The sequence below is a fragment of the Burkholderia stabilis genome (assembly GCF_001742165.1).
Taxonomy (GTDB): Bacteria; Pseudomonadota; Gammaproteobacteria; order Burkholderiales; family Burkholderiaceae; genus Burkholderia; species Burkholderia stabilis.
In genome coordinates, this window is record NZ_CP016442.1 from 2,503,994 (window position 1) to 2,519,018 (window position 15,025).

9 protein-coding genes are annotated in these 15,025 nt (G+C 65.8%); 6 read left to right on the forward strand and 3 right to left on the reverse strand.

Going from position 1 to position 15,025, the window contains the following annotated elements; genetic code table 11:
* Nucleotides 1–115: 115 nt before the first annotated feature.
* The gene (locus tag BBJ41_RS11725) at nucleotides 116–847 is read right to left on the reverse strand and encodes an OmpW/AlkL family protein (RefSeq protein WP_059232590.1); all 732 of its coding nucleotides are present in this window, start codon (nucleotides 845–847) and stop codon (nucleotides 116–118) included.
* Nucleotides 848–1,019: 172 nt separating this feature from the next.
* Between BBJ41_RS11725 and BBJ41_RS11730 the strand changes: the two genes are divergently transcribed.
* The 6 genes from BBJ41_RS11730 (at nucleotide 1,020) to thpR (ending at nucleotide 11,893) form a co-directional block, all read left to right on the forward strand.
* Nucleotides 1,020–2,012 (forward strand): IS5-like element ISBmu23 family transposase, encoded by a 993-nt coding sequence (locus tag BBJ41_RS11730; RefSeq protein ID WP_007182917.1) that lies wholly within the window; start codon nucleotides 1,020–1,022, stop codon nucleotides 2,010–2,012.
* 242 nt (nucleotides 2,013–2,254) lie between these two features.
* Complete coding sequence (locus BBJ41_RS11735; protein WP_027783329.1) at nucleotides 2,255–2,968, forward strand: transposase; 714 nt, start codon at nucleotides 2,255–2,257, stop codon at nucleotides 2,966–2,968.
* 289 nt (nucleotides 2,969–3,257) lie between these two features.
* Complete coding sequence (locus tag BBJ41_RS11740; protein ID WP_069746540.1) at nucleotides 3,258–7,961, forward strand: glutamate synthase-related protein; 4,704 nt, start codon at nucleotides 3,258–3,260, stop codon at nucleotides 7,959–7,961.
* Nucleotides 7,962–8,046: 85 nt separating this feature from the next.
* Nucleotides 8,047–9,513 (forward strand): glutamate synthase subunit beta, encoded by a 1,467-nt coding sequence (locus BBJ41_RS11745; protein WP_069746541.1) that lies wholly within the window; start codon nucleotides 8,047–8,049, stop codon nucleotides 9,511–9,513.
* 326 nt (nucleotides 9,514–9,839) lie between these two features.
* Nucleotides 9,840–11,330 (forward strand): alanine/glycine:cation symporter family protein, encoded by a 1,491-nt coding sequence (locus BBJ41_RS11750; RefSeq protein WP_069746542.1) that lies wholly within the window; start codon nucleotides 9,840–9,842, stop codon nucleotides 11,328–11,330.
* On the forward strand, nucleotides 11,327–11,893 hold the full coding sequence (thpR, locus tag BBJ41_RS11755; protein WP_069746543.1) for an RNA 2',3'-cyclic phosphodiesterase: 567 nt from the start codon (nucleotides 11,327–11,329) through the stop codon (nucleotides 11,891–11,893). Before BBJ41_RS11750 ends, thpR begins: the two co-directional genes overlap by 4 nt.
* Nucleotides 11,894–12,207: 314 nt before the next feature.
* On the opposite strand, the gene BBJ41_RS11760 is transcribed toward thpR, so the two are convergent.
* Together BBJ41_RS11760 and BBJ41_RS11765 are read right to left on the reverse strand one after the other, a co-directional pair.
* Nucleotides 12,208–13,491, reverse strand: a complete 1,284-nt coding sequence (locus BBJ41_RS11760) for a D-amino acid dehydrogenase (RefSeq protein WP_069746544.1) — start codon at nucleotides 13,489–13,491, stop codon at nucleotides 12,208–12,210.
* 25 nt (nucleotides 13,492–13,516) lie between these two features.
* Nucleotides 13,517–14,779, reverse strand: a complete 1,263-nt coding sequence (locus BBJ41_RS11765; protein ID WP_069746545.1) for an MFS transporter — start codon at nucleotides 14,777–14,779, stop codon at nucleotides 13,517–13,519.
* Nucleotides 14,780–15,025 lie beyond the last annotated feature (246 nt).

Genomic DNA, 15,025 nt, shown 5'->3' on the forward strand with positions numbered 1-15,025 from the left:
AACGACGCCCCGGCGGGAATCCGCCGGGGCGTTTTGCATCGTGGAGACGTTACGTCAGGAAAATTCCGCTACAAATTGCAGCAGGATTAACCATTCCCCAAATATTCGACTACGCTTAGAAGCGGTAACCGACGTTCAGGTACGTCACGATCGGGTTCAGCGAGATGTGAGCCTTCGACGTTTCCGTCAGCGTGCCGACCGGCGTCCGGCGGGCCGTCGTGAAGGTCGCCGTCACGCTGACCGGGATGTACGACATCGAGAAGCCGGCAAACCAGTGCTTCGTGAAGTTGTACGTGAAGCCGGCGTTGAACACGGGCGCCCACTGGTTGCTGGTCTGCGCGCTGGTCGGGCCGCCGAGCACGCCGTTCTCGAACGCGCTGTTCGTGATCTTTGCGCCGGTAAACCAGATATACGTTGCGCCGACGCCGACATACGGACGGAACTTCGCGTTGGCGTCGTTGAAGTAGTACTTCAGGAGGAGCGCGGGGCTCCACTGGTACGCGCGGCCAAGCGTGCCGAAACTTGAGAACTGGCCCTTGCCGGTGATGTCGAACTTCGGCGGGATGCCGGCGATGAACTCGGTGGCGATGTGGTCGGTCACGAAGTAACCGGTCGCCAGCGCGAGCGTGTCGGCATCGCTGATGCCGGCCCCGGTGTTGGGAACCGACTGGTTGATGGGCGTGCCGCCTACGCCGTACAGGAACAGCGGGTCGCTGCTGTCCTGCGGCGCAAGGTGCAGCCAGCCGGTGCTGACGTAGAAATCACCTGCGGATTGTGCATGTGCCGTACCGCCCGCAAACGTGAATGCGAGCGCTGCGGCCCCCGTAATGGCCAGTTTTCGTTTCATTGTGTCTCCTCCGATCAAAGGCGTGCTCATTATGACGACTGCGTTTAAAACCAAACAAGCTCGTAAGTTAGAGTTTTCTCCCTAGGGAAACACTGATCAATTCGGCTTGGCGGTCATCGCTGACGAGGCCAAGGGCGTTGTAGAAAGAAGCTCACGGAACGGACCCACGACGATGCAGCGGCAGATCGGTTTTGCGGAAGCGGAAAGTGCGGGCAAGAAGCGGGTGACCAAGCGTCAACGCTTTCTGGCCGAGATGGAGAAGGTCGTCCCTTGGTCGCGGCTGCTGTCGGTGATCGGGCCGTATTACCCGAAGGGCGAGCGTGGCCGGCCGCCGATTGGCCTGGAACGGATGCTGCGGATCTACTTGCTGCAGCAGTGGTACGGGTTGTCGGACGAAGGGCTTGAAGATGCGCTCTACGACAGCATCGCGATGCGCGCCTTCGCGGGCATCGACCTGGCGCGCGAGAACGTGCCGGACGCCACCACGCTGTTGAAATTCCGGCGCCTGCTGGTCGAGCACGCACTGACGCGAAAGCTGTTCGACGAGATCGGCATCGAGTTGTGCGAGCGCGGGCTGATGATGAAGGAAGGCACGCTGGTGGATGCGACGATCTTCGAGGCTGCGCCGTCCACGAAGAACGCCGGGAAGAGCCGTGACCCGGAGATGCATCAGACGAAGAAGGGCAACGACTGGTATTTCGGCATGAAGGCCCATGTCGGCGTCGACGCCGACTCGGGTCTGGTGCATAGCGTGGTCACCACGGCGGCCAACGAGCCGGACGTATCGCAGGCCCACGCCCTGCTGCACGGTCATGAGCAGGAAGCGTTTGGCGATGCGGGCTACACCGGCGTGGACAAGCGCGAGGAGATGAAGGGCAAGACGGTGAAGTGGCACGTGGCGCTCAAGCGCGGAAAGATCAGGGCGATGCAGGAAGGTCCGCTGAAGGACCTCGTGATCGCGGTCGAGCGAACCAAGGCGCAGATCCGCGCCCGGGTCGAGCATCCGTTTCATGTCGTGAAGAACCTGTTTCGTCATCGCAAGGTGCGCTACAAGGGTCTAGCCAGGAACACGGCACAGCTGTTCAGTCTGTTCGCGCTGGCGAACCTGGTGATCGCGAAAAATCAGCTGTTGTCGACTCATGGGAGCAATCCGTCATGTGTGTGAAAAACGCGGGAAGTGAGGCCCGAATACGAGCGAAACTCACCTCGCATGTCGTCAAATTCCTACGTCAATCTGAAAATTGCAACCTGCCTCGTCCGTTATGCGGACGACAGGCTCATTGATCAGCGTTTCCCTAGGTTTCGTACGACCGTACGCTTTCGCGCGCCGCGGGGACAGGCATTCTACGCAGGTGCGCATTTTCGGACCTCCGGGTATTTCCTAACGCGTTCAAACGGACATTCAGCATGGCACGGTTAGCACGACTCTACGTTCCCGACCAGCCGCAGCACGTGATACTGCGCGGCCTGGATCAGCAACCCGCGTTCGTCGACGACCAGGACTACGAACTCTTCATCGATTGTCTGAAGGCCGCCGCGCGCGATCATCACCTGTCGGTGCACGCCTACGTGCTGCTGCCGCGCCAGGTGCAACTCCTCGTGACGCCCAGCGACGAGGCGAGCCTGCCGAAAGCGATGCAGGCCGTCGGCCGCCGCTACGTCGCGCATTTCAACCGGCGCTATTCGCGGCGCGGCACCCTGTGGGAAGGCCGCTATCGCGCGACGGTGATCGAAGGCGAGCGCTATTTCCTGCTCGCGAGCCGCGTGGTCGAGATGAGCCCGGTGCGCTCGCAGCTCGTCGCGACGCCCGAGGCCTATCGCTGGTCGAGCTACCGGCATCACGTCGGGCTCACCGTCGACAGCCTGATCACCGACCATCCGCTCTACTGGGCGCTCGGCAATACGCCGTTCGACCGTCAGCGCGCGTACAAGGAGCTGTGCGAGCAGCCGCTCGACGAGCGGCAGGCCGACCAGCTGCAGCAGGCGACGCTCAAGGGTTGGGTGCTCGGCGGCGAGAATTACCGCGAGTGGGCGGCGCGTACCGCGAACCGGCGCGTGTCGCCGCTGCCGCGCGGACGCCCCAGAAAGGTGCGTGAGAATACGCCGCCGATCCAGCAGTAACGCGGGAACGGCGATCGAAGAGGCGGCGCTGCGTGCGCCGCTTCTTTTTGCACCAAATCGATACGTCCCCAATAAAAAGGCACCAGATCGAAGCATTGGTTTAATTGGGGTTCGATCAAGTGGTTTTTGTTGCTATTCCTTTGATTCGTCGCGTATATTCCGAATTCCGGTGGCCCGGGCGAAGCATGCCCACCACTGTCGGCCGTGCCGTCTCCCGTCGGGAGCGGGATCGACGGCAACAAAAAAATGGTTCAACGGCCCTCCAGGCCCCCTTTACGACGGTGTCCCCATGAACGACCACCAGCAGCCGCTCGCCGCGGTGCCCGCCGCACAAGGTCTGTATGACCCGCAAAACGAACACGACGCCTGTGGCGTCGGCTTCGTCGCTCACATCAAGGGCAAGAAGAGCCACGAGATCATCCAGCAGGGTCTGAAGATCCTCGAGAACCTCGATCACCGTGGCGCGGTCGGCGCCGATCCGCTGATGGGCGACGGCGCGGGCATCCTGATCCAGATCCCGGACGCGTTCTATCGCGAGGAAATGTCGAAGCAGGGCGTGATGCTGCCGCCCGCCGGCGAATATGGGGTCGGGATGATCTTCCTGCCGAAGGAAAACGCATCGCGTCTCGCGTGCGAGCAGGAGCTCGAGCGCACGGTGAAGGCCGAAGGCCAGGTGGTGCTCGGCTGGCGCGACGTGCCGGTCGACCATGCGATGCCGATTTCGCCGACCGTGAAGGCGAGCGAGCCGCTGATCCGCCAGATCTTCATCGGCCGCGGCAAGGACATCATGGTGACGGACGCGCTCGAGCGGAAGCTGTACGTGATCCGCAAGACGGCAAGCCACCGCATCCAGGCGCTGAAGCTCAAGCACGGCAAGGAATACTTCGTGCCGTCGATGTCGGCGCGCACGATCGTCTACAAGGGGCTGCTGCTCGCGGGCCAGGTCGGCGTGTACTACCGCGACCTGCAGGACGCGCGCGTCGTGTCGGCGCTCGCGCTCGTGCACCAGCGTTTCTCGACCAACACGTTCCCGGCGTGGGAGCTGGCTCACCCGTACCGGATGATCGCGCACAACGGCGAGATCAACACCGTGAAGGGCAACGTGAACTGGCTGAACGCGCGTACCGGCGCGATCGCGTCGCACGTGCTCGCCGATGATCTTCCGAAGCTGTGGCCGCTGATCTACCCGGGCCAGTCGGATACCGCATCGTTCGACAACTGTCTCGAGCTGCTGGTGATGGCCGGCTACCCGCTCGTGCACGCGGTGATGATGATGATTCCGGAAGCGTGGGAACAGCACACGCTGATGGACGAGAACCGCCGCGCGTTCTACGAATACCACGCCGCGATGATGGAGCCGTGGGACGGCCCGGCCGCGATCGCGTTCACCGACGGCCGCCAGATCGGCGCGACGCTCGACCGCAACGGCCTGCGCCCGGCGCGCTACATCGTGACCGACGACGACCTCGTCATCATGGCGTCGGAAGCCGGCACGCTGCCGATCCCCGAATCGAAGATCGTCAAGAAGTGGCGCCTGCAGCCGGGCAAGATGTTCCTGATCGACATGGAACACGGCCGCATCATCGACGACAAGGAACTGAAGGACAACCTCGCGAACGCGAAGCCGTACAAGAGCTGGATCGACGCGGTGCGCATCAAGCTCGACGAAATCGAGCCGAAGGCCGAGGAAGTCGCGGCCGGCCGCACGCAGGGCGCCGCGCTGCTCGACCGCCAGCAGGCGTTCGGCTACACGCAGGAAGACCTGAAGTTCCTGATGGCGCCGATGGCGCAGCAGGGCGAAGAGGCTGTCGGTTCGATGGGCAACGACTCGCCGCTCGCGGTGATGTCGAACAAGAACAAGACGCTCTATCACTACTTCAAGCAGCTGTTCGCGCAGGTCACGAACCCGCCGATCGACCCGATCCGCGAGAACATGGTCATGTCGCTCGTGTCGTTCATCGGCCCGAAGCCGAACCTGCTCGACACGAACAACATCAACCCGCCGATGCGTCTCGAAGTGTCGCAGCCGGTGCTCGACTTCAAGGACATCGCGAAGATCCGCGCGATCGACCAGTACACGGGCGGCAAGTTCAGCGCGTACGAACTGAACATCTGCTACCCGGTCGCGTGGGGCAAGGAAGGCATCGAGGCGCGCCTCGCGTCGCTGTGCGCGGAAGCCGTCGACGCGGTGAAGTCGGGCTACAACATGCTGATCGTGTCGGACCGCAAGACGGACGCCGAGCACGTCGCGATTCCGGCGCTGCTCGCCACGTCGGCGATCCACACGCACCTCGTCCAGCAAGGGCTGCGCACGAGCACGGGCCTCGTCGTCGAGACGGGCTCTGCGCGTGAAACGCACCACTTCGCGCTGCTCGCGGGCTACGGCGCGGAAGCCGTGCACCCGTACCTCGCGATGGAAACGCTCGCGAAGATGGCCGAAGGCCTGCCGGGCGACCTGTCGCCGGAGAAGGCCGTCTACAACTTCACGAAGGCGGTCGGCAAGGGCCTGCAGAAGGTGATGTCGAAGATGGGCATCTCGACGTACATGTCGTACACGGGCGCGCAGATCTTCGAAGCGCTCGGCCTGTCGAGCGACCTCGTCGAGAAGTACTTCAAGGGCACGGCGTCGAAGGTCGGCGGCATCGGCCTGTTCGAAGTCGCGGAAGAGGCGATCCGCCTGCACCGCGACGCGTTCGGCGACAACCCGGTCCTGCGCGACATGCTCGACGCGGGCGGCGAGTACGCGTACCGCGTGCGCGGCGAAGACCACATGTGGACGCCGGATTCGATCGCGAAGCTCCAGCACGCGACGCGCAGCAACTCGTACCAGACGTACAAGGAATACGCGCACCTGATCAACGACCAGACCAAGCGTCACATGACGTTCCGCGGCCTGTTCGAGTTCAAGGTGGAGCCGACCAAGGCGATCCCGATCGACGACGTCGAATCGGCGAAGGACATCGTCAAGCGCTTTGCGACGGGCGCGATGTCGCTCGGTTCGATCAGCACCGAAGCGCACGCGACGCTCGCGATCGCGATGAACCGGATCGGCGGCAAGTCGAACACCGGCGAAGGCGGCGAGGACCAGAAGCGCTATCGCAACGAACTGCGCGGCATTCCGATCAAGGCCGGCGAGACGCTGAAGTCGGTGATCGGCGACGAAATCGTCAGCGACATCGAGCTGAAGGACGGAGATTCGCTGCGCTCGAAGATCAAGCAGGTCGCGTCGGGCCGCTTCGGCGTCACCGCCGAGTACCTCGCGTCGGCCGATCAGATCCAGATCAAGATGGCACAGGGCGCGAAGCCGGGCGAAGGCGGCCAGCTGCCGGGCCACAAGGTGTCCGAGTACATCGGCAAGCTGCGTTACTCGGTGCCGGGCGTCGGCCTGATCTCGCCGCCGCCGCACCACGACATCTACTCGATCGAGGATCTGGCGCAGCTGATCCACGACCTGAAGAACGTGAACCCGAGCTCGAGCATCTCGGTGAAGCTCGTGTCGGAAGTGGGCGTCGGCACGGTCGCAGCGGGCGTGGCGAAGGCGAAGGCCGATCACGTCGTGATCGCCGGCCATGACGGCGGCACGGGCGCATCGCCGCTGTCGTCGGTCAAGCATGCGGGCACGCCGTGGGAACTCGGCCTCGCCGAAACGCAGCAGACGCTCGTGCTGAACCGCCTGCGCGGCCGTATCCGCGTGCAGGCCGACGGCCAGATGAAGACGGGCCGCGACGTCGTGATCGGCGCGCTGCTCGGCGCGGACGAATTCGGCTTCGCGACGGCGCCGCTCGTCGTCGAGGGCTGCATCATGATGCGCAAGTGCCACCTGAACACGTGCCCGGTCGGCGTCGCGACGCAGGACCCGGTGCTGCGTGCGAAGTTCAAGGGCCAGCCCGAGCACGTCGTGAACTACTTCTTCTTCGTCGCCGAGGAAGTGCGCGAGATCATGGCGCAGCTCGGCATCGCGAAGTTCGACGACCTGATCGGCCGCGCCGACCTGCTCGACACGCGCAAGGGCGTCGAGCACTGGAAGGCGAAGGGCCTCGACTTCTCGCGCGTGTTCTACCAGCCGGAAGAATGCGAGGACGTCGCGCCGCGTCACGTCGACGTGCAGGATCACGGCCTCGAGCGCGCGCTCGACCACGTGCTGATCGAGAAGGCGAAGGCCGCGATCGAGAACGGCGAGCATGTGTCGTTCATCCAGCCGGTGCGCAACGTGAACCGCACGGTCGGCGCGATGCTGTCGGGCGTGATCGCGAAGAAGCACGGCCACGACGGCCTGGCCGACGACGCGGTGCACATCCAGCTGAAGGGCACGGCCGGCCAGAGCTTCGGCGCGTTCCTCGCGAAGGGCGTGACGCTCGACCTCGTCGGCGACGGCAACGACTACGTCGGCAAGGGCCTGTCGGGCGGCCGGATCATCATCCGTCCGACCAACGACTTCCGCGGCAAGTCCGAAGAAAACATCATCTGCGGCAACACGGTGATGTACGGCGCGATCGAAGGCGAATCGTTCTTCCGCGGCGTCGCGGGCGAGCGCTTCTGCGTGCGCAACTCGGGCGCGACGGCGGTCGTCGAAGGCACGGGCGACCACGGTTGCGAATACATGACGGGCGGCACGGTCGTCGTGCTCGGCGAGACGGGGCGCAACTTCGCGGCCGGCATGTCGGGCGGCCTCGCGTACATCTACGATCCGGAAGGCACGTTCGCGGCGAAGTGCAACAAGTCGATGGTCGCGCTCGACCCGGTGCTGCAGCAGGCCGAACAGGAACGCACGGTCGACCGCGCGCTCTGGCATGCAGGCACGACGGACGAAGCGCTGCTCAAGGGGCTCATCGAGCGTCATTTCCAGTTCACGGGTTCGCCGCGCGCGAAGTCGCTGCTGGAAAACTGGGACGCCGCGCGCCGCCAGTTCGTGAAGGTGTTCCCGCACGAATACAAGCGCGCGCTGGGCGAGATCGGTGCGAAGAAGGCGGCGAAGGAAGTGCTGGCCGCCTGAGCGACGAACGACATAGCGAATGCCGCGCGCGCATGATGGCCGCGCGCGGCTCCCCCACCCGATACACCGAACAGAAGAGCACCTTATGGGCAAGGCAACCGGTTTTCTGGAGTTCGAACGCCGCCACGAGGCGTACGAAGCACCGCTCACGCGCGTGAAGCACTACAAGGAATTCGTCGCGGCGCTGGCCGACGCGGACGCGAAGGTCCAGGGCGCGCGCTGCATGGATTGCGGCATCCCGTTCTGCAACAACGGCTGCCCGGTCAACAACATCATCCCGGACTTCAACGATCTCGTTTACCGCCAGGACTGGCAGCAGGCGATCGAAGTCCTGCACTCGACCAACAACTTCCCGGAGTTCACGGGCCGCATCTGCCCGGCGCCGTGCGAGGCTGCATGCACGCTCGGGATCAACGACGATCCGGTCGGCATCAAGTCGATCGAGCACGCGATCATCGACAAGGCCTGGGCGGAAGGCTGGGTGAAGCCGCTGCCGGCCGAGCACAAGACGGGCAAGAAGGTCGCGGTCGTCGGTTCGGGCCCCGCGGGCCTCGCCGCCGCGCAGCAGCTCGCGCGCGCGGGCCACGACGTGACGGTGTTCGAGAAGAACGATCGCGTGGGCGGCCTGCTGCGCTACGGGATTCCCGACTTCAAGCTCGAAAAGTGGCTGATCGACCGCCGCATGCGCCAGATGGAAGCGGAAGGCGTGACGTTCCGCACCAGCGTGTTCATCGGCAAGGACCCGCTGCCCGAGTCGATCGGCAGCCTCGCGAAGGAAACCATTTCGCCGGACACGCTGAAGGAAGAATTCGACGCGGTCGTGATCGCCGGCGGTTCGGAAACGCCGCGCGATTTGCCGGTGCCGGGCCGTGAGCTCGAGGGCGTCCATTTCGCGATGGATTTCCTGCCGCAGCAGAACCGCGTGAACGCGGGCGACAAGCTCGTCGACCAGCTGCTCGCGAAGGGCAAGCACGTGATCGTTATCGGCGGCGGCGATACGGGTTCGGACTGCGTCGGCACGTCGAACCGTCACGGCGCGAAGCACGTCACGCAGTTCGAGCTGCTGCCGCAGCCGCCGGAAGAGGAACACAAGCCGCTCGTGTGGCCGTACTGGCCGATCAAGCTGCGCACGTCGTCGTCGCATGAGGAAGGTTGCGAGCGCGACTGGGCGGTCGCGACGAAGCGTCTCGAAGGCAAGAACGGCAAGGTCGAGAAGCTGATCGCGGTGCGCGTCGAGTGGAAGGACGGCAAGATGCAGGAAGTGCCGGGTTCCGAGTTCGAGATGAAGGCCGATCTCGTGCTGCTCGCGATGGGCTTCACGCAGCCGGCGGCGCCGGTGCTCGAAGCGTTCGGCGTCGCGAAGGACGCGCGCGGCAATGCGCGTGCGGCGACCGAAGGCGATCGCTCGTACTACACGTCGGTCGACAAGGTGTTCGCGGCGGGCGACATGCGCCGCGGCCAGTCGCTCGTGGTGTGGGCGATCCGTGAAGGCCGCCAGTGCGCACGTTCGGTCGATGCGTACCTGATGGGGCATTCGGAACTGCCGCGCTGAGCTGAATCGCGCAAGCGGGTTTCGATGAAAACCGGGCGTCCGAAAGGACGCCCGGTTTTTTTTATGGCCGTCGCGCGAGCGCGACGATGCACTTCAGCCGGCAGGCCGCACGGCCTCGCGCCGTACTCCGGGCCGTTTTATCGCTACGCGGATGTCCTTCATTTTCGCGAAGCGTCGCCTAATCTGATCACATCCGGCGCTGATTTTTCGTCATCTCGTTTCCTTTCGTTTTGTAATTTTTCTTGCAAACTGTCATATCATGTCGCCCCTCGGGCTGCGACCGCGTAGCCGCCGCATATGACTGACCCTATTTACAAGGAAACCGGATGGAAGCACTCGTGCATGGGCTGATCGACGCCGTCAACGGCGTGTTGTGGAACTACGTGCTGATCGCGCTGCTGCTCGGCGCCGGTGCGTGGTTCACGCTGCGGTTCCGGATGATCCAGCTGAAGGCGCTGTTCCTCAGCATGAAGCTGGTCGGCAGCAAGGGCGAGCCGGGCAGCATTTCGTCGTTCCAGGCGTTCGCGACCGGGCTCGCGAGCCGCGTCGGCACCGGCAACATCGCGGGTGTCGCGGTCGCGCTGACGGTCGGCGGGCCGGGCGCGATCTTCTGGATGTGGATGACCGCGCTTGTCGGCATGTCGTCTGCGTTCGTCGAGGCGACGCTCGCGCAGATCTTCAAGGTGTCGCACCCGGACGGCAGCTATCGCGGCGGCCCCGCGTACTACATCCAGACCGGCCTGCGTTCGCGCGGCTTCGGCGTGCTGTTCTCGTTGTCACTGATCCTCGCGTTCGGCTTCGTGTTCAACGCGGTGCAGGCTAACGCGATCGCCGACGCATTCCATACGTCGTTCGGCTGGAGCCGCGAGACGGTCGGCCTTGGCCTCGTGCTGCTGAGCGCACCGATCATCTTCGGTGGCATCCGCCGCATCGCGACGGTCGCGCAGGTGATCGTGCCGCTGATGGCGATCGGCTACCTCGCGCTCGCGGTGTACGCGGTCGCGACGCATATCGCGCTGGTGCCGGGCGTGATCGCGCTGATCGTGAAGAGCGCGTTCGGCCTCGAGCAGGCTGCGGGCGGCCTGACGGGTTATGCGGTCAGCCAGGCGATCGCGATCGGTGTGAAGCGCGGGCTGTTCTCGAACGAGGCGGGGATGGGCAGCGCGCCGAACGCGGCCGTAACTGCCAGCACGCGTCACCCGGTCACGCAGGGGCTGATCCAGATGCTCGGCGTGTTCGTCGACACGATCGTGATCTGCAGCGCGACCGCGTTCGTGATCCTGCTGTCGGGCCAGTACGAACTCGGCACCGGCATGGAAGGCGCGGCGCTCACGCAGCGCGCGATCTCGAGCCACGTCGGCGACTGGGGCGGCATCTACATGGCCGTCGCGATCTTCTTCCTCGCGTTCTCGTCGGTGATCGGCAACTACGCGTATGCGGAAGGCAACGTCGAATTCATCACGAAGCGGCGCGGTGTGCTGCCGCTGTTCCGTGTCGCGGTGCTCGGCATGGTGATGTTCGGCAGCGTCGGGCAACTGCCGCTCGTGTGGGCGATGGCCGATACGAGCATGGGGCTGATGGCGATCATCAACCTGATCGCGATCCTCGCGCTCGGCAAGTACGCGCACGCCGCGTGGGCCGACTATCGTCGCCAGCGCGCGGCGGGCGTCACCGATCCGGTGTTCACGCGCAATACGATTCCCGAACTCGCGCGCGTGCTGCCGGCCGATGTGTGGGGCGAGCACGGCCCGCTGCCGCAGCGTCCGGTTTCGGCCGGCACGGTGAACGAGGTGCGCGCGACGGTGCGCGAGTCATGAACGGCGACCGGCTCCGTGCGTTCGTCGCGCTGATGCCCGATGCGGCCTCGCGCGACGCGCTGCACGCGTTGCCGGTCACCCGCGGCGCGCGGCGCACGCTGCCCGCGCAACTGCACATGACGCTCGCGTTCATCGGCGCGATCGAACGGGAACGGTGCGACGCGCTCGCCGCGCACCTGCCTGAACTCGCCGCCGCGCATGCGTTGCCGTTGCTGCCGGTCGAGCGGATCGCGTGGTGGCCGAGCCTGCCGCGCGCACGGCTGATCGTCGCGGAGCTCGAGGCCGATCCTGCTTGCGTGGCGCTGAATGCGGGGCTGACGGTGCTGTTGCGCGAACTCGGCGTGCCGGCCGACCGGCGGCCGTTCCGGCCGCACGTGACGCTCGCGCGGCTGCCGCACGATGCGGTCGGGCAGCCCGCGCATGGCGGCGCGCCCGGGCGGCCGGTCGTGCTGCGTGTCGAAGCGCTGACGCTGTTCGAAAGCCGGCTGTCGCACGAAGGCGTGTCGCATCGGCCGATCGTGTCGGCGCCGATCGCGCAGGCGGACGGCCACGCGATGCGGTGAGCGGTTTCCGTGATGCGTTGCGAAGGCCTGCCGTCGTCGGCATCACGCTGGATATAACTTTTGGTGCCTGGCGTCCGGCCTGCAGACAAGGTGAGCGGTTCCCGCGACGCGTTGCGAAGGCCCGCCGTCATTGGCATTACGCCGGATATAACCGCCGGCGCATTGCGTCGATGACATCGCCCGACGTCAGGTCTGCAGACGCGAGGGAGAGGTTCCCACGATGCGTTGCGAAGGCCTGCCGTCGTCGGCATCACGCTGGATATCTCCCTTGGCGCCTGGCATCGCCGACGTCTCCCGACGCCCGGCCCGCAGCGCTACCGCCCATAACGCGCGAGCGTCAGGCCCGACAGATCGATTTCCGGCTCGCGTCCCGTGACGAGATCCGCCAGCACCTTTCCCGAACCCATCGACATCGCCCAGCCGGTCGAGCCGTGGCCGACGTTGAGCCAGAGCCCGTCGATTCCGCTCGCGCCCAGCAGCGGCGGCCCGTCGGGCGTCATCGGCCGGCGGCCGACCCAGAAGCGCGCCGAAGTACGATCGGCCGCGTGCGGGAACCAGTCGTCGAGCACCTTCATCAGCGTATCGAGCGCCTGCTGCCGCAGCACCGCGTGCCGGTTGCCGAGTTCGGCCGTGCCCGCGACGCGCAGCGTCGGGCCGAAGCGCGTGATCGCCGTCTTCAGCGATTCGTCCATCAGTGCGGCGCGCGGGGCTTTTTCGTCGTCGACGACCGCGAGCGTCGCCGAGTACCCCTTCACCGGATACAGCGGCACGTCGATCCCGTGCGGCCTCAGCAGGCCGGCGCTGTCGACGCCGAGCGCGACGACGATCGCGTCGGCGGCGAGCGGGGTGTCGCGCCGCGCGGCCGAGCCTGCTTCGACGGGGGCGATCCGCACGCCGCGCACCTTGCCACCCGCGACATCGAGCGCGCGAATCTCGGTGCGAAAGCGGAACGTCACGCCGTTCGCTTCACACAGCGCCCGCAGCTCGCGCGTGAAGCGCGCGCAATCGCCGGCTTCGTCGTCGGGCAGGTAGATGCCGCCGACCGGTGCCTGCCGCGCCCAGCGCAGGCCCGGCTCGATCGCCGTGCAGCCGGCCGCGTCGAGTTCGCGAAACGCGATGCCGGCATCGCGCAGCACCTTCAGCGCGGGCTGCACCATCTCGACGTCGAATGCGCCGCGCAGCAGTTGCAGGTAGCCGCGGCTCGCGCCGTACTCGAACGGATGACGCTCGCGAAACGCATGCAGGCATGCGCGGCTGTAATACGCGATGCGCTGCATCCGCTGCTTGTTCACGCGGAACCGCTCGAACTCGCATTCGCGCAGCCAGCGCGCGATCCAGCGCCACTGCGCGGCATCGAGCGTCGGCCGGAAGATCAGCGGCGATGCGGGCTTGAACAGGTATTTGAGAATCTTGCCGGGCATGCCGGGCGCGGCCCATGGCGTCACGTAGCCGGGCGCGATCACGCCCGCGTTGCCGAGGCTCGTCGCCTGCGCGACGTCGGCCTCGCGTTCGATCACGGTGACGTCGCAGCCCGCTTCGCGCAGGTGCCAGGCGGTGGCGACGCCGATCACGCCGGCGCCGAGAACGATCACGTGCATGCCGATTCCGGAACGAAGAGGGGGCTCAGGACGCGATGGCCGGATCGTCGACGAGCGACTTGCCGCGCGTTTCCGGCAGCACGAGCGCGGCGACGATCACGAGCAGGTAACCGCCGCCCGCGACGAGGCCGATCGCTTTCACGAGCGACATCGACTGCGACAGCGAGCCGACGAGGATCGGGAAGAACGACCCGAGCCCGCGCCCGAGGTTGTAGCAGAAGCCCTGGCCCGAGCCGCGGATCGCGCCCGGATACAGCTCCGACAGGTAGGCGCCGATGCCCGCGAAGATCCCCTGCACGACGATGCCGAGCGGGAAGCCGAGCAGCAGCATCGCGGTATCGGTGATCGGCAGCATCGTGTAGGCCATGCCGAGCGAGAACGAGCCGATCGCGAACAGGATGAACGACGCGCGGCGGCCGAGCCGGTCGGACAGGATCGCGCCGACCACGTAGCCGACGAACGAGCCGACGATCAGCACGACGAGATAGCCGCTCGTGTTGAACACCGACAGGTGGCGGACGGTTTTCAGGTAGGTGGGCAGCCACGTCGTGATCGCGTAGTAGCCGCCGAGCATCCCGGTGCAGAGCGTGCTGCCGAACAGCGTCGCGCGCAGGTGCTGCGGCGCGAAGATCTCGAGGAAGTGGCCCGACACGCGGCCTTCGTCGCGCGCGCGGCGCGTGGCCGTGTAGATGTCGGGATCGCTGACGTTGCGGCGGATGTAGAGGATCCACAGCGCGGGCGCGATGCCGATCCAGAAGCATGCGCGCCACGCGACTTGCTCGGGCAGCAGCGCGAAGAACGCCCAGTAGAGAATCGCGGCCGCGGCCCAGCCGAACGACCAGCTGCTCTGCACGGTGCCGACCGCTTTCGCCCGATGCTCGGGCGAGCGGATCGTCTCGGCCATCATGATCGTGACGACCGACCATTCGCCGCCGAAACCGAAACCCTGCAGCGTGCGCGTCGCGAGGAGCTGCCAGAACGAATGCGTGAAACCGGACAGGCACGTGAACAGCGCGAACGTCGCGATCGTCCACTGCAGCACGCGCACGCGGCCGTAACGGTCGGCGAGGATGCCGGCGGCCCAGCCGCCGATCGCCGACGAGATCAGCGAACTCGTCGCGATCATCCCGGCTTCGCTCTTCGTCATGCCCCAGGTGGCGATCAGCGTCGGAATCAGGAACGAATAGATCATGAAGTCGAACGCATCGACCGCATAGCCGCCGAAGCCGGCGTACAGCGTCCTGCGCTCGCGTGTCGACAATTCGGTGAACCACTGGAATGCCTGCATGCTTGCCGCCCCCTCTTGTCTCGTGTCGCGCTGCCGCGTGGTGCTTATTTTACGGGCGGGGAGCGAGGCGCCAAAAAGACTAGGTGGGCGTGAGCGTGATGGCGCGGCGGCCAGCGAGGGCTGTGACGGTGGCGGGGGCAGCGCGAAACGGCGGGTGTTTTGGGGGAAGACGCGATTGCCGATTGCGCTTGAGCGTCGCGCAAACGCCGGTGCCGGCGGCGGTCCGCGCGCCGGCACGGCGCGTGG